Origin of the sequence: Streptacidiphilus sp. MAP12-20, from assembly GCF_041262525.1 — a bacterium.
In the GTDB taxonomy this organism is placed as follows: domain Bacteria; phylum Actinomycetota; class Actinomycetes; order Streptomycetales; family Streptomycetaceae; genus Streptacidiphilus.
Genome location: NZ_JBGCCK010000044.1, coordinates 1 through 19,408, shown reverse-complemented (window position 1 = coordinate 19,408; position 19,408 = coordinate 1). Strand labels below are relative to the sequence as shown.

General features: G+C 73.1%; 19 protein-coding genes. 12 read left to right on the top strand and 7 right to left on the bottom strand.

Annotated features, from left to right (window positions below):
- Positions 1-273 precede the first annotated feature (273 nt).
- Entirely contained in the window at positions 274-2,136 is a 1,863-nt protein-coding gene (gene asnB / locus ABIA32_RS33200; RefSeq protein WP_370103538.1) for an asparagine synthase (glutamine-hydrolyzing), read from the top strand.
- Between the two features lie 86 nt (positions 2,137-2,222).
- Here the strand turns inward: asnB and ABIA32_RS33195 are convergent, their stop codons facing one another.
- A complete protein-coding gene (locus tag ABIA32_RS33195; RefSeq protein ID WP_370103536.1) occupies positions 2,223-2,408 on the bottom strand; it encodes a helix-turn-helix domain-containing protein in 186 nt (61 codons plus the stop codon).
- 123 nt (positions 2,409-2,531) lie between these two features.
- Here ABIA32_RS33195 and ABIA32_RS33190 point away from each other — a divergent pair, with 123 nt between their 5' ends.
- Together ABIA32_RS33190 and ABIA32_RS33185 are read left to right on the top strand one after the other, a co-directional pair.
- Entirely contained in the window at positions 2,532-3,194 is a 663-nt protein-coding gene (locus ABIA32_RS33190; RefSeq protein ID WP_370103534.1) for an SDR family oxidoreductase, read from the top strand.
- A gap of 61 nt (positions 3,195-3,255) precedes the next feature.
- Positions 3,256-5,436 (top strand): primosomal protein N', encoded by a 2,181-nt coding sequence (locus ABIA32_RS33185; RefSeq protein WP_370103532.1) that lies wholly within the window; start codon positions 3,256-3,258, stop codon positions 5,434-5,436.
- Between the two features lie 105 nt (positions 5,437-5,541).
- On the opposite strand, the gene ABIA32_RS33180 is transcribed toward ABIA32_RS33185, so the two are convergent.
- Positions 5,542-6,093 (bottom strand): hypothetical protein, encoded by a 552-nt coding sequence (locus ABIA32_RS33180; RefSeq protein WP_370103530.1) that lies wholly within the window; start codon positions 6,091-6,093, stop codon positions 5,542-5,544.
- A gap of 292 nt (positions 6,094-6,385) precedes the next feature.
- On the opposite strand from ABIA32_RS33180, the gene def reads away from it, so the two are divergent.
- The 6 genes from def to ABIA32_RS33150 all read left to right on the top strand — a co-directional run bounded on the left by def (position 6,386) and on the right by ABIA32_RS33150 (position 12,651).
- A complete protein-coding gene (gene def / locus ABIA32_RS33175; protein WP_370103528.1) occupies positions 6,386-6,931 on the top strand; it encodes a peptide deformylase in 546 nt (181 codons plus the stop codon).
- A gap of 67 nt (positions 6,932-6,998) precedes the next feature.
- Positions 6,999-7,925, top strand: a complete 927-nt coding sequence (fmt, locus tag ABIA32_RS33170; RefSeq protein ID WP_370103526.1) for a methionyl-tRNA formyltransferase — start codon at positions 6,999-7,001, stop codon at positions 7,923-7,925.
- 138 nt (positions 7,926-8,063) lie between these two features.
- Positions 8,064-9,668, top strand: coding sequence for an RsmB/NOP family class I SAM-dependent RNA methyltransferase (locus tag ABIA32_RS33165; RefSeq protein ID WP_370103524.1), 1,605 nt, complete (start codon positions 8,064-8,066; stop codon positions 9,666-9,668).
- Between the two features lie 122 nt (positions 9,669-9,790).
- Positions 9,791-10,474 carry a ribulose-phosphate 3-epimerase gene (gene rpe, locus ABIA32_RS33160; RefSeq protein WP_370103522.1) on the top strand — a complete coding sequence of 228 codons (684 nt, stop codon included), beginning with the start codon at positions 9,791-9,793 and terminating at the stop codon, positions 10,472-10,474.
- Positions 10,475-10,599: 125 nt separating this feature from the next.
- Positions 10,600-12,060 (top strand): GuaB1 family IMP dehydrogenase-related protein, encoded by a 1,461-nt coding sequence (locus tag ABIA32_RS33155; RefSeq protein ID WP_370103520.1) that lies wholly within the window; start codon positions 10,600-10,602, stop codon positions 12,058-12,060.
- Positions 12,061-12,150: 90 nt separating this feature from the next.
- Positions 12,151-12,651 (top strand): GNAT family N-acetyltransferase, encoded by a 501-nt coding sequence (locus ABIA32_RS33150; RefSeq protein WP_370103518.1) that lies wholly within the window; start codon positions 12,151-12,153, stop codon positions 12,649-12,651.
- Positions 12,652-12,671: 20 nt separating this feature from the next.
- On the opposite strand, the gene ABIA32_RS33145 is transcribed toward ABIA32_RS33150, so the two are convergent.
- The gene (locus ABIA32_RS33145; protein ID WP_370103516.1) at positions 12,672-13,376 is read right to left on the bottom strand and encodes a DUF5995 family protein; all 705 of its coding nucleotides are present in this window, start codon (positions 13,374-13,376) and stop codon (positions 12,672-12,674) included.
- Positions 13,377-13,474: 98 nt separating this feature from the next.
- Here ABIA32_RS33145 and ABIA32_RS33140 point away from each other — a divergent pair, with 98 nt between their 5' ends.
- Positions 13,475-14,248: a phosphodiesterase gene (locus ABIA32_RS33140; protein WP_370103514.1), complete on the top strand. Its 774-nt coding sequence runs from the start codon at positions 13,475-13,477 to the stop codon at positions 14,246-14,248.
- Between the two features lie 23 nt (positions 14,249-14,271).
- Here the strand turns inward: ABIA32_RS33140 and ABIA32_RS33135 are convergent, their stop codons facing one another.
- Positions 14,272-15,126 carry an NAD-dependent epimerase/dehydratase family protein gene (locus ABIA32_RS33135; RefSeq protein WP_370103512.1) on the bottom strand — a complete coding sequence of 285 codons (855 nt, stop codon included), beginning with the start codon at positions 15,124-15,126 and terminating at the stop codon, positions 14,272-14,274.
- A 163-nt stretch (positions 15,127-15,289) separates the two neighbouring features.
- Between ABIA32_RS33135 and ABIA32_RS33130 the strand changes: the two genes are divergently transcribed.
- Positions 15,290-16,147, top strand: coding sequence for a helix-turn-helix transcriptional regulator (locus tag ABIA32_RS33130; protein WP_370103542.1), 858 nt, complete (start codon positions 15,290-15,292; stop codon positions 16,145-16,147).
- Positions 16,148-16,190: 43 nt separating this feature from the next.
- On the opposite strand, the gene ABIA32_RS33125 is transcribed toward ABIA32_RS33130, so the two are convergent.
- The 3 genes from ABIA32_RS33125 to ABIA32_RS33115 form a co-directional block, all read right to left on the bottom strand.
- On the bottom strand, positions 16,191-16,631 hold the full coding sequence (locus ABIA32_RS33125) for a DUF2254 family protein (protein ID WP_370103540.1): 441 nt from the start codon (positions 16,629-16,631) through the stop codon (positions 16,191-16,193).
- Positions 16,632-16,706: 75 nt separating this feature from the next.
- Entirely contained in the window at positions 16,707-18,092 is a 1,386-nt protein-coding gene (locus tag ABIA32_RS33120; RefSeq protein ID WP_370103510.1) for a DUF2252 domain-containing protein, read from the bottom strand.
- Positions 18,089-18,649 carry a hypothetical protein gene (locus ABIA32_RS33115; RefSeq protein WP_370103508.1) on the bottom strand — a complete coding sequence of 187 codons (561 nt, stop codon included), beginning with the start codon at positions 18,647-18,649 and terminating at the stop codon, positions 18,089-18,091. Before ABIA32_RS33115 ends, ABIA32_RS33120 begins: the two co-directional genes overlap by 4 nt.
- A gap of 481 nt (positions 18,650-19,130) precedes the next feature.
- Between ABIA32_RS33115 and ABIA32_RS33110 the strand changes: the two genes are divergently transcribed.
- On the top strand, positions 19,131-19,408 hold a 278-nt coding region (locus ABIA32_RS33110; protein WP_370103506.1), incomplete at its 3' end, for a hypothetical protein.

The following is a 19,408-nucleotide window of genomic DNA, read 5'->3' as shown; positions in this document are numbered from 1 at the left end:
GCTTCATCGCCCGCGAGGTCTACAAGCACCTCACCCGCCCATCAACCACACCGAAACCGCTCCTCCAGACCGCTTGACGATCTATAGGAGCTTCGTCCCCGGAGACACGCGGCGCGCGAATGGCCTGATCCTGTCCTTGTTGCCGCACGTGTGGTTGTTTCGTACATGAACCGCTTCTAGCGTCGTCTCGTCGGCGGCCGTACGAGACCGGTCGCGCCCCGCCCACCACCCGGGGCGACGCAGCCGACCGTCGCAGAAGGGCAACGCAGCCGCATGTGCGGGATCACCGGATGGGTCGCGTTCGACAGGGACCTCAGCACCGAGCACGCCACCGACACCACCCTCGGCGCCATGACCGAGACCATGCTCTGCCGCGGCCCGGACGCCGGGGGCGTCTGGCTGGACCGACACGTGGGCTTAGGGCACCGCCGGCTCGCCGTCATCGACATCGAGGGCGGCACGCAGCCCATGACGGTGGATCAGGACGGCCGGACGCTGCTCGCCGTGAGCTACAGCGGCGAGATCTACAACTACCGCGAGCTGCGCGACCAACTGGCGGCCCGGGGCCACAGCTTCCGTACCCGCAGCGACACCGAGGTGGCCCTCCACGCCTACCTGGAGTGGGGCGAGGACTTCACCGCACACCTCAACGGCATGTACGCCTTCGCGCTGTGGGACACCCGGCGGGAAGAGCTGCTGCTGGTCCGTGACCGGATGGGCATCAAGCCGCTCTACTGGTTCGAGACCTCGGACGGGGTGATCTTCGGCTCCGAACCCAAGGCGATCCTGGCTCACCCGGCCGTCACAGCAGCTGTGGACGTGGAGGGCTTCGCCGAGTTGCTCGCCTTCGTCAAGACGCCCGGCCACGCGGTCTACCGCGGCATGCGCGAGCTGCGGCCCGGCCACACGCTGCGCGTACGCCGCGAGGGCATCACCGAGCGGCGGTACTGGTCGCTCGAGGCGCGCGAGCACACCGACGACCTGGACACCACCATCGGCCACGTGCGCGAGCTGCTCGACGACATCGTCGCCCGCCAACTCGTCGCGGACGTGCCGCTGTGCACGCTCCTCTCCGGCGGCCTGGACTCCTCCGTCATCACCGCCCTGGCGGCCAAGGGCCTCGCCGAGACGGGGCACGGGCCGGTGCGCTCCTTCGCGGTCGACTTCGTCGGGCAGACGGAGAACTTCAGGCCGGACGCGCTGCGCGGCACGCCTGACGGCCCGTTCGCGCACGCGCTGGCCACGCACGTCGCAGCCGACCACAGCGTCGTCCTGCTGGACACCGCCGACCTGATGAACCGTGCCAACCGCGACGTCGTCGTCACCGCCCGAGACCTGCCGTTCAGCCTCGGCGAGGGCGACACCTCCCTCTACCTCCTCTTCAAGGAGATCCGCCGGCGGTCGACCGTCGCCATCTCGGGCGAGGCGGCGGACGAGGTCTTCGGCGGCTACAGCTGGTTCCACGACCCGCAGGCCGTCAACAGCGGCACCTTCCCCTGGCTGTTCGCCATCGAGCAGGGTTTCGCCGCGCAGAACACCCGGCTCGCCCCCAACGCGCTCCTGGCCCCCGGCCTGCTCGCCAAGCTGGACATCCCCGGCTACCAGCGGGCCCGCTACGAGGAGGCACTGGCCGACGCACCCCGGCTGGCGGGCGAGACCAGCCTGGAGCGCCGGATGCGCGAGGTCAGCTACCTCCACCTCACCCGCTTCGTGCAGATTCTGCTGGACCGCAAGGACCGCGCGTCGATGGCCACCGGCCTGGAGGTGCGGGTGCCCTTCTGCGACCACCGTCTCGTGCAGTACGTCTTCAACGCGCCGTGGGCGATGAAGAGCTTCGACGGCCGGGAGAAGTCCCTGCTGCGCGCCGCGTGCCGGGACGTCCTGCCGGACAGCATCGCCGAGCGGGTCAAGAGCCCGTATCCCTCGACCCAGGACCCCCGCTACGCCGAGGCGCTCCGTGCCGACCTCCACGACCTCCTCGCCGACCCGAACGCGGCCGTCCGCGACCTGCTCGATCTCCCGGCCGTGACGGAGGCCGTCGCCTCCGCCCCCGGGGCGGACATCCGCAACTCCGGCGAGATCGTGCTCGCCCTGGACTCCTGGCTCCGCCGCTACGAGGTGACCTTGGACATCTGATTCGGAGCCTCTTCGAACGAGAGGGCGTGCGGCGGCAGCCATCGCGCGCCCTCCGGGGCTGGGTGCTCAGCAGGTACAGACGACCGTCAGGGTGATGCTGGCAGTGACCGCTCGGACAGTGCCAGCAGCAGGCCGCGCTTGGAGCCGAAGCGCTGCATGAGCGTGCCCGGCACCAGGCCGACCTCCTCGGCGATCAGAGCCGGCGTCAGTCTCACGGGCCCGGTCCGGCCCATCACCCGGACGGCGGCCGCCAGGATCGCCGAGTCGTCCATCGTTCTCGGCCGACCTGCCATGAGACCGCGCCCGCCCTCCGCTATAAGCGAATAGCTGTTCATTTATCCCAACACGTCGCCCGCCGCACGGCAAACACGCCCCGGCGGGGCTAGCGTGCGGCCATGCGCATCGTCATCGCCGGAGGCCACGGCCAGATCGCCCTTCACCTCGCCCGTGAGTTGGCCCGCCGCGGCGACCTCGCCGTGGGCCTGGTCCGCGACCCCGCCCAGGCGGCCGACCTCCGCGCGGCCGGAGCCGAGCCCGTCGTCCTCGACCTGGAGCGCTCCGACGCCGCCACGGTCGCCGCCGCGCTCCGCGAGCACGCCGCCGACGCGGCTGTCTTCGCCGCCGGCGCCGGGCCTGGCAGCAGCGCGGAGCGCAAGTACACCGTCGACCGCGACGGCTCCGTCCTCCTCGCGCAGGCCGCGGAGGCGGCGGGGGTGCGCCGCTTCGCGCAGATCTCGACGATGGGCGCAGGCAGCCCGCCCGCCCCCGGCACCGACGCCGTCTGGGCCGCCTACGTCGACGCCAAGACCCAGGCCGAGGAGGACCTGCGCGCCCGCGCGCTGGACTGGACGGTGCTCCGCCCCGGCCGCCTCCTGGACACCCCCTCGACCGGCCTGGTCACTCTCGCCGACCCGCCGCTCCGCGCCGGCGCGGTGTCGCGGGAGGACGTCGCCCTTGTCCTCGCCGAGTTGCTGACGACCGGCGCCGGAGTCGGCCGCACGCTGGAACTCATCGGCGGCGCGACTCCGGTGGCCGAGGCGGTCCGCGCGTTGGGCTGAGCCCGCCAGCGGCGGCGGATGAAGCGGCCTGTCGGTGGCATCTGGTAGGACTGGGGGAGCGATGGCCCACTCCGAACACCCAGCTTCTGAACCCACAGCGCCTGCGCTCGCAGCTTCAGATGACGCAGCACCCGAGCCCACGGCTGCCCAACCCACAGCTCCCGAACTCACAGCCCCCGAGCCGCAGAGCGAGCAGCTCGAGCTGATCCGGACCGAGCTGCGGCGCGCCAAGGCGCGGCCCAAGCCCAAGCCGGTCGCGGAGACGCTGCCGGTTGCCCGCGTGGTCGTGGACAAGGGCCTGTCGCATCTCGACCAGTACTTCGACTACGCGGTCCCCGCCCGCCTCGCCGAGGCCGCGCAGCCGGGCGTGCGGGTGCGGGTGCGTTTCGGTGGGCGCGTGGTCAAGGGGCAGGGGCGGCGCGAGGGTGGGAAGCTCGTCGACGGGTACGTCGTCGAGCGGCTCGCGGCCAGCGACTTCGCCGGCCCGCTGGCGCCGCTCGCGCAGGTGCTGTCGCCGGAGCGGGTGCTCACACCGGAGCTGCTGCGGCTCTGCCGCGCTGTCGCCGACCGCTACGCGGGGACGCTCGCGGACGTGCTGCAGCTGGCCGTGCCGCCCAAGCACAACAAGCCCGAGGCCGAGCCCGTGCCCGAACCGCCGGCCGGACCGGTGCCCGCGCCCGAGTCCGGCGGCTGGGCCCGCTACGCCGACGGCCCTTCCTTCCTGCACGCCCTGGCGGCGGGCGAGTCGCCGCGAGCGGTGTGGTCCGCGCTGCCGGGGCCGACCTGGCCGGACGAGCTCGCCCGCGCCGTCGCCGCGACGCTCGCCTCCGGGCGCGGTGCGCTCGTCCTGCTGCCGGACGGGCGTGCCGTCGCCCGCCTGGACCAGGCGCTCACCGCGCTCGTGGGCGAGGCACGGCACGTCGCGCTCACGGCGGAGCTCGGCGCCGAGGAGCGGTACCGGCGTTGGCTGGCCGTCAGCCGGGGCGCGGTGCGGGCCGTCGTCGGGACGCGCGCGGCGATGTTCGCACCCGTCGCGGACCTGGGACTGGTCGCCGTCTGGGACGACGGCGACAGCTCCCACAGCGAGCCGCACGCCCCCCAGCCGCACGCCCGTGACGTGCTGCTGCTGCGCGGGGCCGAAACGGGCGCGGCCGCGCTCGTCGGCGGGTTCGCCGTGACCGTGGAGGCCGCGCAGCTGCTGCGCACCGGCTGGGCCCGGCCGCTGGCCGCCGCCCGCGAGGAGGTCCGCCGCGCCGCGCCGCTGGTGCGCACTGTCGGCGACCACGATCAGGCCGGGGACGCGGCGGCGTTCGCCGCGCGGCTGCCGACCCTCGCCTGGCGAGTGGTCAGGGACGCGCTCGCGCACGGCCCGGTCCTGGTCCAGGTGCCCAGGCGTGGCTACGTCCCCCGGCTCTCCTGTGCGCGCTGCCGCGAACAGGCGCGCTGCGCACACTGCGCGGGACCGCTCGAGGCCCACGACGCGGCCGGTCCGCTCAGCTGCACCTGGTGCGGCCGCCCCGAGGCGGACTGGCACTGCCGCGAGTGCGGCGGTTTCACACTGCGGGCCCAGGTCTTCGGCGCCCGCCGCACCGCCGACGAGCTCGGCCGGGCCTTCCCCTCGGTTCCGGTGCGGACCTCGGGTCGTGACAGCATCTTGGGGACGGTGCCGGGGACGCCCGCGCTGATCGTCTCCACGCCCGGCGCCGAGCCGGTCGCCGAAGGCCCCGGCTACGCCGCGGCGCTGCTGCTCGACGCCTGGGTCCTGCTCGGCCGACCGGACCTGCGCGCGGGCGAGGAGGCGTTGCGACGCTGGCTCTCCGCGAGCGCGCTGGTGCGCGGGGCGGAGCAGGGCGGCGCGGTCGTGGTCGTCGCGGAGCCCTCGCTGCGCCCCGTGCAGGCGCTGGTCCGCTGGGACCCCGCCGGGCACGCGGCCACCGAGCTCGCGGAGCGGGCGGAGCTGGGCTTCCCGCCGGTGTCCAGGATGGCCGCGGTCACCGGCGCACCGGCCGCCGTTTCCGATCTTCTCGCACTCACCCGGCTCCCCGAGGGCACCGATCTGCTCGGCCCGGTCGCGGTGCCGGTGGGCCGGGGTGAGGAGCGCGTCGACCGCGTGCTGCTGCGCGTCGCCCCGGGCCGGGGTGCGGCGCTGGCCACCGCGCTCAAGGCGGCGCAGGCGGCCAGGCTGGCCCGTGGCCGTGCGGACCCGGTCCGGGTCAGGATCGACCCGCCGGACATCGGCTGAGGGCCACGTCCGGTGGCCACCTGCGCGCGCTCGGTGAGCTCCCGGCGTCCGGCGGCTTCACGATCCGCTCCGGGCTGCACAGCGGGGGCGGCCCAGCCGGCCCGCTCAGCCCGGGTAGCGGGCCGGAAGGGCCGGGCCTCGGCGGGCCGAGGGGATGGGCGCGAGGGGCGAGCGCAGCCCCTGCTGCTGCGGCAGTGGCAGGTCTGTCCCCATCGGCAGCCCCGGGGACTCGGCGACGATCGCGTCCTCCTCGTCGTCGTCCATGGGCGTGCGCTGCGGTCCCGGCTGGAGTGGCGCGCCGTCGGGCGTGTTGCGGCGGACGCCGTAGCGGCGGTGCACCGCCTGCTTGGTGACCCCGAGCGCGGAGCCCACCGCGTCCCAGGAGAAGCCGAGCGAACGGTCGAACTCGACCGCCGCGGCGACCAGTCCCTCCACGCTGTCGCGCAGCTCCTGCGCGAGGCGGACCGTCGGGGCGGGGGCGCGGCCGTAGACGACGAAACCCGCCGCCGTGGTGGGGCGGCGCGGCCGATAGACGTTGCCGAGCTGGGCGGTCAGGGTGCGTAGCGCGTCGACCTGGCGGCGCACCCGTTCGATGTCGCGGACCAGCAGGTGCAGGCTGGCCCTGGCGCGGGCGTCGTGCGTTGCGTGTTCGACCATGGCGAGTGTGTGGCCTCTCGGACGGCGGCGGGCGGACCGCGAGGGGAGGTTCAGGCGGTCAATCTCCTTTGACCAACGGGCGAAGTGTCGGATCGGTCACGATGGGGGCGCGCGCGAGGGCGCACGGGGCTTGCGCCGTTGGCGCGCACCGGACACGTGAGCCCCCACCCGGAGAGCGCTCCGGACCTCATAGACTTGTCGTCCTGTGCACGGCGGAGCTCCGCTCCCAGCCCCTTGGGACGGCGCGCCGCCGCCTCTGCACGCCTCCATCCTGACGACGGGAGTCCGCGACGTGGCCATCCAGCCGATCCGCATCTTCGGTGACCCGGTGCTGCGCATGACCGCGCAGCCGGTCACCACCTTCGACAAGGAGCTGCGCACGCTCGTCAAGAACCTCACCGAGACCATGCAGGACGCTCCCGGCTCCGGCCTGGCGGCACCTCAGATCGGGGTCTCGCTGCGGGTGTTCACCTACCACGTGGACGGTGAACTGGGCCATCTCGTCAACCCGAGCCTCGATCTGACCGAGGAGCAGCAGGACGGCGAGGAGGGCTGCCTCTCCCTCCCGGGGCTGAGCTTCGACACCCGCCGCGCCTATGGCGTCGTCGCCAAGGGCTTCAACATGCACGGCGACCCGGTGACCATCGAGGGCACCCGGCTGCTCGCGCGCTGCATCCAGCATGAGACCGACCACCTGGACGGGATCATCTTCATCGACCGCCTGGACCGCGAGCACCGCAAGGAGGCGATGCGGGCGATCCGCGAGGCGGAGTGGGCCGACGAGGCCGCCCCGCAGGTGCGGGTCTCCCCGCACAGCACCTTCGGCCGCGCGCTCTGACCCCGTCGCGGCGCCGCGCCCGCCCGCCCCGATCGCCCGTTCAGCTCCGAAAGGCAAGGCACACTCCATGAAGCTGGTCTTCGCAGGCACGCCCGAGGTCGCCGTCCCGGCCCTCGACGCGCTGATCGCCTCCCGGCACGAGGTCGTCGCCGTCGTGACCCGGCCCGACGCACCCGCCGGACGCGGACGGAAGCTGGTCGCCAGCCCGGTCGCGCAGCGCGCGGAGGAGGCGGGCATCGAGGTGCTCAGGCCGGGGAAGCCGCGCGACCCCGAGTTCCTGGCCCGCCTCGCCGAGATCGGCCCGGACTGCTGCCCGGTCGTCGCCTACGGTGCGCTGCTGCCCAAGGTCGCCCTCGACGTCCCCGCACGCGGCTGGGTCAACCTGCACTTCTCGCTGCTCCCGGCCTGGCGTGGGGCCGCTCCCGTGCAGCACGCGGTGCTGGCCGGCGACGAGGTCACCGGCGCGTCGACCTTCCTGATCGAGCAGGGTCTCGACTCCGGCCCGGTCTACGGGACGGTCACCGAGGAGATCCGCTACGACGACACCAGCGGCGACCTGCTCGGCCGGCTGTCGGTGTCGGGCGCCAGGCTGCTGGTGGCGACGATGGACGGGATCGAGGACGGCAGCCTGGAGGCGCGTCCGCAGCCCGGGGAGGGGATCAGCCTGGCCCCGAAGATCAGCGTCGAGGACGCACGCATCGACTGGAACACGCCCGCGCTCCGCGTCGACCGGGTGGTGCGCGGCTGCTCGCCCGCCCCGGGGGCGTGGACGGAGTTCCGTGGCGAGCGGCTGAAGGTCGCCTCGCTGCGGCTGGCGGCGGGCCGTTCGGAGCTGGGTCCTGGCGAGGTCCTGGTGCAGAAGAACACGGTCCGGGTGGGGACGGGCTCGCACGAGGTCGAGCTGGGCGAGGTCCAGCCGCAGGGCAAGAAGCGGATGTCGGCGGGGGACTGGGCCCGCGGCGCGCGCGTCGAGGAGCGCGAGCGCCTGGGCTGACGCCGCACCCGGTGCACGCCCGGCATTTTTCTGACATTCCGTCAGGCCGACCCGTGGCCGAAAATGGGGCATCATGGAATACCCAGACTTGGATCACTCAGATAGCAACCGCCAGCACCTTCAGTAAGGCCCGAGCAGATGACGACTCCACCCCGCCGCCCCGCGAGCAACGCCCCCGCGAGCAGCGCCTCCGCGAAGAAGCGTCCCTACCGCAAGCCCGCGCAGGACCCGGCGCGCCGGGTGGCCTTCGACGCGCTGCGCGCCGTGGACGAGCGCGACGCCTACGCGAACCTGGTCCTCCCCGCGCTGCTGCGCAAGGCCGAGCAGGACGTGAACTTCAGCCGCCGCGACGCCGCCTTCGCCACCGAGCTGGTCTACGGCACCCTCCGGATGCGCGGCAGCTACGACGCGATCATCGCCGCCTGTGTCGACCGTCCGTTGAGCCGGATCGATCCGCCGGTGCTCGACGTGATCTCGCTCGGCGCGCACCAGCTGCTGGCCACCCGGATCCCGACCCACGCCGCCGTCTCCGCCACGGTGGACCTCGCGCGGACCGTGCTGACGGAGGGCCCGGCGAAGTTCGTCAACGCCGTGCTGCGCAAGATCTCCCAGCACGACCTCGACACCTGGCTGGAGCAGGTCGCTCCGCCCTACGAGGATGACGCCGAAGAACACCTCGGCGTGCTCTTCTCTCACCCGCGCTGGGTCGTCTCCGCGCTGTGGGACTCCCTCGGCGTCTGGCAGCCGCAGTCCGCCGGCCGGACGGCGATGGAGCAGCTGCTCGCCGCGGACAACGAACGCCCGGCGGTGACGCTGGTCGCCCGCCCCGGCCGCTCGACGGTCGAGGAGCTGCGCGAGGCCCTGGAGCGGGACGCCCGCGAGGAGCACGCCGGCGAGGAGCACCCCGGTGGGCAGGACGGCGGCGAGGTGAGCAGTGCGGGAGACGACGCCCGCCAGCACGACGCGCACCAAGCGCAGCATGCACGCCACCCGCACCGCGGCAGCGTCACCGAGCCCGGCCGCTGGTCCCCCTACGCGCTGCGCCTCGCCGAGGGCGGCGACCCTGCGGACCTCAAGGCCGTCCGCGAGAACCGTGCCGGTGTCCAGGACGAGGGCAGCCAGCTGGTCGCCGCCGCGCTCGCCGCCGCGCCGCTGGACGGCGGGCGGGACGCCGTCTGGCTCGACGGCTGCGCGGGCCCGGGCGGCAAGGCCGCGCTGCTCGCCGCGCTCGCCGCCGAGCGCGGCGCAGCGCTGGTCGCCTCCGAGGCGCAGCCGCACCGCGCCCGGTTGGTCGCCCGCGCGCTCGACGGCAACCCCGGCCCGTACGTCGTGATCACCGCCGACGGCACCCGTCCGGCGTGGAAGCCCGGCAGCTTCGACCGCGTGCTCGTCGACGTCCCCTGCTCCGGCCTCGGTGCGCTGCGCCGCCGTCCCGAGTCGCGCTGGCGTCGCCGCCCGGCGGACGTGGCGAACTTCGCGCCGCTGCAGCGGGCGCTGCTCCGCTCGGCCATCGAGGCCGCCCGCCCCGGCGGCGTCGTCGGCTACGCGACCTGCTCGCCGCACCTGGCCGAGACCCGCGTCGTGGTCCACGACATCCTCAAGGACCGCGACGACGTCGAGTGGATCGACGCCCGCCCGCTGCTGCCCGGCGTGCCGGAGCTCGGCGACGGCCCTGACATCCAGCTCTGGCCGCACCTGCACGGCACGGACGCGATGTACCTCGCGCTGCTGCGCAGGAAGTAGCCGGAGGTAGCCGGAAGTGCTCGCAGCGGGCCTGCCGCCGTACGGCATGATGGCCCGCAGGGCCGTACCCCCGAACAGCCCCGCATACCGTCCCTGACCTGGACTCAACGAGAGTGCGTGAGATGCCCCAGATCTGTCCCAGCATCCTGTCCGCCGACTTCGCCCGGCTCGCCGAGGAGGCGGAGGCCGTGCGCGGGGCCGACTGGCTGCATGTGGACGTCATGGACAACCACTTCGTGCCGAATCTGACGCTCGGTCTGCCGATCGTGGAGTCGCTGCGCAAGGCCACGGACATCCCGCTCGACTGCCACCTGATGATCCAGGATCCGGATCGCTGGGCCCCGCAGTACGCGGAGGCGGGCGCGGGCTCGGTGACCTTCCACGTCGAGGCCGCCGCCGCGCCGGTCCGGCTCGCCCGCAACCTGCGCGCGCTCGGCGCGCGCGCGTCGATGGCGCTCAAGCCGGCCACGCCGATCGAGCCCTATGAGGACCTGCTCCCCGAGCTCGACATGGTGCTGATCATGACGGTCGAGCCGGGCTTCGGCGGCCAGTCCTTCCTCGACATCATGCTGCCCAAGATCCGCCGCACCCGGCAGCTGATCGACCGGCACGGGCTGCAGCTCTGGCTCCAGGTCGACGGCGGGGTCTCGGCGTCCACGATCGAACGCTGCGCCGACGCGGGCGCGGACGTCTTCGTCGCGGGCTCCGCCGTCTACGGCGCGGACGACCCGGCCGCCGCGATCGAGGCGCTGCGGGCCAAGGCGCAGGCCGCAACCGACAACGCGCCCTGGCTTCGCCGGGTCTGATGATCAAAGCTTGTGTGTAGCTACAACTGAACTTGGATGTTCCTACAAGGCGGGGGCCCCTTCCGGCCCGCTGCCTTGTAGTGTTGCGCCATGAACCGCGATGACCGGCCCCGTACGCTGGAGTCATGCGGTTCTTGAATCCCGTCACGGGCGAGCTGGACTCCCGTCCCGCCGTGCCCTACGACCTCACGTACGACGACGTCTTCATGGTCCCCAGCCGTTCGGCGGTGGGATCGCGGCAGGCGGTCGACCTCTCCAGCAACGACGGGACCGGCACCACCATCCCGCTGGTCGTGGCCAACATGACCGCGGTCGCCGGCCGCCGGATGGCCGAGACGGTGGCCCGCCGAGGCGGCATCGTCGCCATCCCGCAGGACATTCCGATCGAGGTCGTCTCGGACGTCGTGACCTGGGTCAAGCAGCGCCACCTCGTCCACGACACCGCCGTGACGCTCGCTCCGAGCGCGACGGTCGCCGACGCCATCTCCCTGCTGCCGAAGCGTGCCCACGGCGCGCTGGTCGTGGTCGAGGACGGCAAGCCGGTCGGCGTCGTCACCGAGGCCGACTGCAAGGGCGTGGACCGCTTCACCAGCCTCGCCTCGGTGATGACCAAGGAGCTGCTGCTCCTTGAGGAGGGCATCGACCCGCGGGAGGCGTTCGAACGCCTCTCCGGCGCCCACCGCAAGCTCGCCCCCGTCGTGGACGGCCGCGGCGACCTGGTCGGCATCCTGACCCGCAAGGCCGCCCTGCGCGCCACTCTCTACCGCCCCGCGGTCGACACGGACGGGAAGCTGCGCATCGCCGCGACGGTCGGCATCAACGGCGACGTGGCCGGCAAGGCCAAGTCGCTGCTTGAGGCCGGCGCGGACGTCCTCATCGTGGACACCGCCCACGGCCACCAGGAGTCGATGATCAATGCGCTCCAGGCCGTGCGCGGTCTGGACCCTCAGGTCCCGATCGTCGCGGGCAACGTCGTCTCGGCGGCGGGCGTGCGCGACCTGGTCGAGGCGGGCGCGGACATCCTCAAGGTCGGCGTCGGCCCCGGCGCCATGTGCACCACCCGGATGATGACCGGCGTCGGCCGGCCGCAGTTCTCCGCCGTGCTGGAGTGCGCCGCCGAGGCGAGCCGCCTGGGCAAGCACGTCTGGGCCGACGGCGGCGTGCGCCACCCGCGCGACGTGGCGATGGCGCTGGCCGCCGGCGCCTCCAACGTCATGATCGGCTCCTGGTTCGCAGGCACCTACGAGTCGCCCGGCGACCTGCAGACGTCCGCCGACGGCCGCCAGTACAAGGAGAGCTTCGGCATGGCCTCCGCGCGGGCGGTGCGCAACCGCACCTCCGAGGAGTCCAACTACGACCGCGCCCGCAAGGCGCTGTTCGAAGAGGGCATCTCCACCTCGCGGATGTTCCTGGACCCGGCCCGTCCCGGCGTCGAGGACCTGATCGACTCGATCATCGCGGGCGTCCGCTCCTCCTGCACCTACGCGGGTGCGGACTCGCTGGCCGACTTCCATGAGAAGGCCATCGTCGGCGTCCAGAGCGCCGCCGGCTACGCGGAGGGCAAGCCGCTGCACGCCAGCTGGTGAGGCTCGCCCGGTAGTCCAACGGCCTCCCCCAGCTTCGGCCGGGGGAGGCCGTAGTCGGCCCTCAGTGTTCCGCCTGGATAGAGTTGGGCAGTGCCCGAGCTGAAGCTGCTGCATGCTGACCATGCCCCCGCTGTCCTGGCCTTCGAGCGCGCCAACCGCGGCTACTTCGCCGCCTCGATCTCCGACCGCGGGGACGACTTCTTCGATCGGTTCACCGACCGGTACAAAAGCCTGCTGGCTGAGCAGGAGGCCGGCATCTGCGCCTTCTATGTGTTCGTCGCCGAGGACGGCTCCGTTCTGGGCCGGTTCAACCTGTACGACCTCGAGGACGGCACCGCCGTGCTCGGCTACCGGGTCGCGCAGCACGTCGCCGGGCGCGGCGTGGCGACCGCGACCGTCCGGGAGCTGTGCCGGCTGGCGGCGGTGCGGCACGGGCTCCGCAGACTGCGGGCGGCCACAGCCCGCGAGAATGTCGCGTCCCAGAAGGTGCTGACCAAGTCCGGGTTCGTCCCGGTGGGCCCGGCCGACCCGGCCGACGTCGGCGGTAAGCCGGGCACCTGGTATCAGTGCGACCTGGCGGTCCAGCCGTAACTCGCACTCCTGCCCCGGCCTCAGGCTCGCGGGCCTCCTCGGTGGCTCAGGTCGCCGAGGGGAGTGAGCAGGCAGCGGCTGACCATTCCTGTCGAGCGGTCCAGCGCCGCGGCCGCGGAGTCGTAGGCGTCGGGGCGGTCACGGAGCTCCCACAGCAAGCGGGCCGAGGCCCATGCCGCGTCGCGGGCGGCGTCGATGCTCCACGAGCCGAGCAGGTGCAGCAGCGGATCGGCGACGTCCAACTCCTGCGGCAGCGGCGCTAGTTCCTCGCGGACGCGGTCCTCGACCGCGGCCAGTACGTCGTTGATCCGGTGGAAGTCGGCGGCCAGCTCCTCCGGCGCGCAACCCAGACTCACGCAGCTGTCGACGACCGAGAGCGGCAGGTCGTGCTCGATGTGGCTGTTCATTCCTGACAGCGCGAACTGAACCGGCAGGATCCCCGGATGCCGCCGCAAGGCCAGCAGCGGTCGCCAGCAGGCGGGCGGGGTGGGCGCGGCCAGCGCGCCGAGGAAGCGGTCGGCGAAGAGGGTGCTCAGGCGCGCCACCTCCGCCGGTACGCGGAAGTAGCCGTCCTCGCCCAGGTACCTTTCGACCGCCTCCGTCACCTGGAGATACACCCCGCCGAAAACGCCCACCCCGTCCCCGGTCGGCAGCCCCGCGAGGACGGCCCGCAGCCGCGCCGACAGCACGGCGACTGCGTCGGCGGGCGCGGTGCTCAGCTCCATGCCCGCAAGCGTCCCAGCGGCGGGAGATCGCGGCGATCCCCCAGGCGGGTGGTCCGACCCCCTGGCCTTGCGGACGCCGGGCTTCGTAGGGTGGCCGCATGATCGTTATCGCGCATCTGAGCGACATCCACATCGACGCGGGCGGCGGCCGCGCCGAACGGCGGAGCACCGCGCGCACGCGGGCCGTGATGGAGTATCTGGAGCAGCTGCCCTACGACCTCGACGCGGTCCTGGTCACGGGGGACATCGCTGACCACGCCACGCCCGAGGAGTACGCGCGGGCGCGCAAGCTGCTGACCTCGCGTCACCCGGTGCTGAGCTGTCCCGGCAACCACGACGCGCGCCGCCCGTTCCGCGAGGGCCTGCTCGGCGAGGCGCCCTCGGACGGACCGGTCAACCAGACGCTGGAGACGGACCGTTTCGTGATCGCGCTCTGCGACTCCTCCGTCCCCGGCGAACACCACGGGCTGCTCGAAGACGAGACGCTGGCCTGGCTCGACGAGGTGCTGACGCGGGCACCGCGCGAAGTCCCGGTGCTGGTCGGCTTCCACCACCCGCCGGTCACCGTGCAGAGCGACTACACCGACTCCATCCGCCAGATCGGCGAGGACCGCCTCGCCGCGGTCGCGGAGCGTCACCCGCACCTGCTCGCCTTCCTCTGCGGCCACGTCCATGCGCCCGCCGCCACCACCTTCGCCGGTCGTCCGCTGCTGATCGCCCCCGGCGTGGTGTCGACCCTGCGCCTCCCGTGGGAGAACGGCCCGGGCCGGACCTCGGCCGTGCTCGAAGAGGTGCCGCCCGGCCTGCTGTTCCACGTGATCGACGACGAGGGCCGGCTGACGACGCATTACCGCCCGGTGGTCGTGGCCTGATCGGCGCGACAGTGCCGTAGGCGTTACAGCGCGCCGGCGTCGCGGGAGGTCCAGACGGAGGGGTAGAGCGGGCGCCAGCCCAGCTCGTCGCGGAGCGGGAGGTTGTCCGCGATGCCGTTCCACGGGTCAGGGTCGGGCGCGTCGGCGTTCGCGGCCGGGAACGTGGTGCCGTTGAGGCGGTGCAGATCCCAGGCGGTGACCGGTGCGTCGTCGGTCGCGTTGTAGACGCGGCCCTCGATCCCCGGCGTGCGCAGCGCCCGGCAGAGCGCCTGGGCCACGTCGGCGTGGTGGACCATGGGCAGCCGCCGGTGCGCGGGCCAGTCGGCGATGAAGTGCGCCGCCTGCGCCAGGTGCGGGTCGCCCTCGCCGTAGACGAAGGCGAGCCGCACGACGACCGGGTCCAGGCCAGGCAGCGCGGCCAGTGCCGCCTCGGCCTCCGCCTTGGACCGCGGGTAGACGCCCCAGCTCTCCTCCGGCAGCAGCGGGTCGCCGGCGTCGGCGGGCCGCCCGCGACCGGCGCCGTAGACGAGGTTGGTGCTCGTCTGCACGAAGCGCCGCACGCCCGCCTCGGCCGCTTCGCGTCCCAGGGCGACCGCAGCGTCACGGTTGACTGCCCAGGACTCCTCCTCGGGCACCCCGCGGAAGGCGGCGGCCACGTTCACCACCGCGTCCGCGCCGACCAGCGCCTGCTTCCTGCTGCCCGCGTCGCGCAGGTCGCCGATCACGGCCTCCGCGCCCAGCGCGGTGAAGCGTGCGGCCCGCTCCTGGTCGCGCACAAGGACCCGGACCGTCTCGCCCGCGGCCGTCCACTGCAGCAGCCGCGGCACGAACCGCCGTCCGACCTGTCCCGTCGCGCCGGTCACCAGAATCGTCGTCATCGTCTTCCTCTTTCCCGTCCTGCTGGTCCCTGTCGGGTCTCTTCTTCTCGCTGCCACAAGCCTGCAGGCGGGCGGGCGAGAGCGGGAGAGACCCGCTGATCGGGGGATCGGCGATCCCTGGCTCTCGGCTGGGCGATGGGCGATGCTGGGAGGCATGGATCGCATGGACCGCCCCGCGCTCGCCGACTTCCTGCGCCGCTCCCGCACCCGCCTGAGCCCCGCCGACCTGGGCCTGCCGGACGGCGCGCGGCGGCGGACACCCGGACTGCGACGCGAGGAGGTCGCCGCGCAGGCGGGCATGTCGGTGGACTACTACACCCGGCTCGAGCAGCAGCGCGGCCCGAACCCCTCCCCTCAGCTCCTCGGCGCGCTGGCCCGCGCGCTGCGCCTCAGCGGCGACGAGCGCGACCACCTCTTCCACCTCGCCGGACAGCAGCCGCCGCGCGACCGCTCGGTCGCCGACCACATCCGCCCCGGCCTGCTGCTGATCCTGGACCGCCTCTGGGACACCCCCGCGCAGGTCGTCTCGGACCTGGGTGAGGTGCTGGTGCAGAACGCGATGGCCAAGGCGCTGTGGGGTGACTCCGCGTCACGGCCGGCGGACTCACGGAACATCGTCTGGCGCTGGTTCACCGAGCCCGGGGCCCGGGCCCTCATGCCGGCCGAGGACCACGACCGGCTGGGCCGTTCCCACACCGCCCACCTGCGGGCCGTCGCGGCGTCGCGCCCCGACGACCGGCGGGCGACGCGGCTGGTGGAGCGCCTGCTGGCGGCCTCCCCCGAGTTCGCGGCGCTCTGGGCGGAGCACGACGTCGCTCAGCGGCGCAGCGATGTGAAGCGCATCCTGCACCCGGTGGTGGGGGAGCTGGAGCTGGACTGCGAGATGCTGGTGAACGACGGCGGCGAGCAGCGGCTGCTGGTCTACACGGCCGCCCCGGGCAGCGTCTCGGCGGAGCGGCTGGAGCTGCTGCGGGTGGTCGGACTGCAGGATCTGGCACGTCCGGAGGCGGCTCGGCCGTGAGATCGGCCGTTTGACAGGCGGGCGCGCGGGGTCCTTCAGGGCGTCAGCTGAGGTCGGTGCCGAGCTCGGAGCCGAGCCCCTGTGCGTCGGGCCGCTGTACCAGGGCGCGGTCCAGCGCCTGCGTCCAGTGCTGGGCGGCGTGCCGGTCCATCGCCTCCAGGCGGACCCGGAGTGCGTCGCGTTGTCGGGCGTCGCAGAGCCAGGCGAGACGTTCGTAGAGCGTGCGGAGGCGGCGCAGGACCTGCACGCTGTCCGCCCCGAAGTGCCGGATCTCGTCCGTCCCTGCGCTCACGTAGTCCGCCCAGCAGCGCACCGGGTAGCAGAGCCGGGTGTCCCCGGCGAGGCCGCCGCGTACCGGTGCGCGGGGGATGAGCAGGACCAGCAGGTCCTCGATGTGGTCCAGCGCCTGTACCGCGCGGGCCGGATCGTTGATCGCGGGGGAGAGCGCCTTGAGCGCGACGTGTGGGTTCGGCGCTCGTGCGATCGGCGCCCGTGTGGTCAGCGCTCGTGTGGTCGGCGCTCGGGTCGTCAGTGCTTATGCGGGCGGGTTCGGGCGGGGTCACTTCGGGGCGCTGACCCGGCCGGTCTCGATCGCGTGCAGCAGCGCCTCGTGGTCGGCTGCCGTCTGCGCGGCGTAGTCGAGGGCGAACTCGGCGATCGCGCGATCGAAGGCGTCTCCCGTGCCGAGGTACGCGGCCAGCGCCACCCGGTCCCCGGAGCGGGCGTGCCCGCGCGCCAGAGTCTGTCCGCAGAGCGACGCGTACTGGCGGAGCTCGCTCCCGGTGAAGGAGTCCACGTCGGCGGAGCCCTTCATGTCGCGCAGCTGACGGAGGTAGAAGTAGCGTCCCTCCGGGCCGGTCGCCCAGCCCAGCATGATGTCGCCCGCCGCCTGGAGCAGCCGCTGTCCGGCCACGACGCGGCGCCCCTGGTGCCGGTGCGGGCTCGGCGCGAGGTGACGGGCGAGCACCGACTCCTCTGCCTCCTTGACCTGCAGGAAGAGCGGGTCGCCGTGCTCGCGCCCCTGCATCAGCACGATGAAACAGCGGGTGCCCACGCTCCCCACACCGACCACCTTGCGGGCGGTGTCAACCAATCGGTGACGCCCCAACAGCACGCGCAGCTCGGGCGGGAGACTGGCGCGGTAGTCGTCGAAGACCTCCTGAATCACCGCCAGGTCCGCGCGCGGTGCCCGCTCGACGAGTGGCGGGTCGTCGACGATGCGGTGCTCGCCGTCCGGACCCATCACGGTCAGCTTCTCCAGCGCCTGCAGGCTGGTCCGGCGGCGCGCCTTGGCGAAATTCTGCTCGGCCTGTCGGCGGCGGGACTTGCGGCGCATCAGTCCCAACAGCGCGTCGGCGTCGGTACGCCGGTACCAGACGTCGAACTCGCCGAGCCTGGCCAACTCGCGCATCGCCAGCCGGTAGCCGCTCGCGGTGGCGCGGGCGGCGCGGCCTGCGTCGGCCTCCGACGCGCCGTTCTGCTGCGCGGCGACGGTGACGCTGGCGGCGAGACGCTTGACGTCCCACTCGAAGGGACCGGCGAGCGTCTCGTCGAAGTCGTTGAGGTCGAAGAGCAGTTCCCGGTCCGGGCCGGCGAAGAGCCCGAAGTTGCTGAGGTGGGCGTCACCGCACAGCTGCACCTCGAGGCCGGTGTTCGGCCCTGCCGCTAGGTCCGCGGCCATGACGGCGGGTGAGCCGCGCAGGAAGGCGAAGCGGGAGTCCGCCATCCGGCTGTAGCGGATCGGCACCAGCTCGGGGACGCGGGTGGCGGCCTGCTGCTCCAGGATCGCGATCGGGTCGGCACGGTAGACGGCGGGCGCCCAGGCGCCGAGCTCGCTGCGGCGCAGCCGCTTGCGGGCCGCGCGCCCGAGTCCGGCGGAGGGGGTGGGGGCTGAGGTCGGGGGCGTCGGGGTGGGCTTTCGTGGGTCTGCGGATGCTGCGCTCATACCGGGCCCTCCCGTTGAGCCTCGGGGCCGGGGTCGAACAGGAACTCGATCACGGCCAGGCCGGCCACGGCCGCCAGAGCCAGCCAGGCGACCGCGGCGCCGGTCGGATAGGACCAGAGCACCAGAGCGAGCGCGGCTGCGCCCAGCAGGCACCAGACCAGCCACGGCTTGAATCGGTGGACCCACGGCCCCACGGGCCCGGTCTGCAGCCCGATTCGGTCGGCGGCCTGCCGCGTCGCGGCGAATCCGGCGTGCCAGAGTCCGTGCACCTGTGTCGCCCGCCGCCCGTGCCCGCCCAGCCAGGCGGCCAGCGCGACGGTGACGCCGAGTACGAGGACGGTCCGGATGGTCGTGCGGAGGAAGTGGACGAAGGGCAGCCAGTTGCCGAGCGCCTTGAGCAGCCGGAAGGCAGTCTTGACCTTCCCGATGTCCTTGCCCTGGACGACGGTGAAGTGGGTGTGGATCTCCGGGATGCGCGGCGCGAGAACGGCGGCGATGACGAGGAGTACAGCGGAGAGGAACGACCGCAACCGGTGCCGCTGGGGCTGTGGCGGCATCCCTGCGACCTGCGCGCGCAACGCGTCGAGTTCCCGTCGCTCGGCAGGTGTGAGCCGCTCGGGACCTCCCCCGGCAGAGCCACTCACGTCGTCCGTCCCGCCGTCGCCCGCCATGGAGCAAGACAACCCTGGGTGGGAGGGGCTCGCCTGCTGTGCTGCTGCGAGCGGGTGACGCCGGATTAAATCGAACGGAATGACTAACTCGTTCGTGTTCGGAAGATAGTCCTGCTGGGCCATGGTGGTGGGGTGGGCGGGGATTGATAATTGTTCTATGGACGCCTCGATGTTCGGGGGCGGGTGTGAAGACGGAGATGCGTCCATGGGTGAGGGCTGTTCTGGTCCCTCGCTCGGGGATGTGTTCCGTGCGGACCCGCTGACCCCCAAGTCTTCCCGCCAGGCCCGTACCACTACGGAGCCTCTTCGTACTCTGCCCGCTTCCGCCCTGTCGTTCCTTGCTGCTCTGGCGGCGGAGGACGATGAGGTGCTGCACGCGGCCGGGGCCCGGTTCCAGTCCGAGCAGCTCCTGGCGTTGGTGCGGTTCGAGGAGATGGTCGGCGCGGAGTTGGCGCGCCGGTTGGCGGTGTTCGACCGCACCGGCGGCGCGACCGCCGTCCGGTCCCGCTCCACGAAGGGCTTCCTCCGCACCCACGGGCAGCTCGCGGAGAAGCACGCGAACCAGCTGGTCTGCCGGGCGCGGGACCTGGACAAGCTCCGCAGCGTCCGTACGGCCTTCGCCTCCGGTGAACTCTCCTCCAGCCA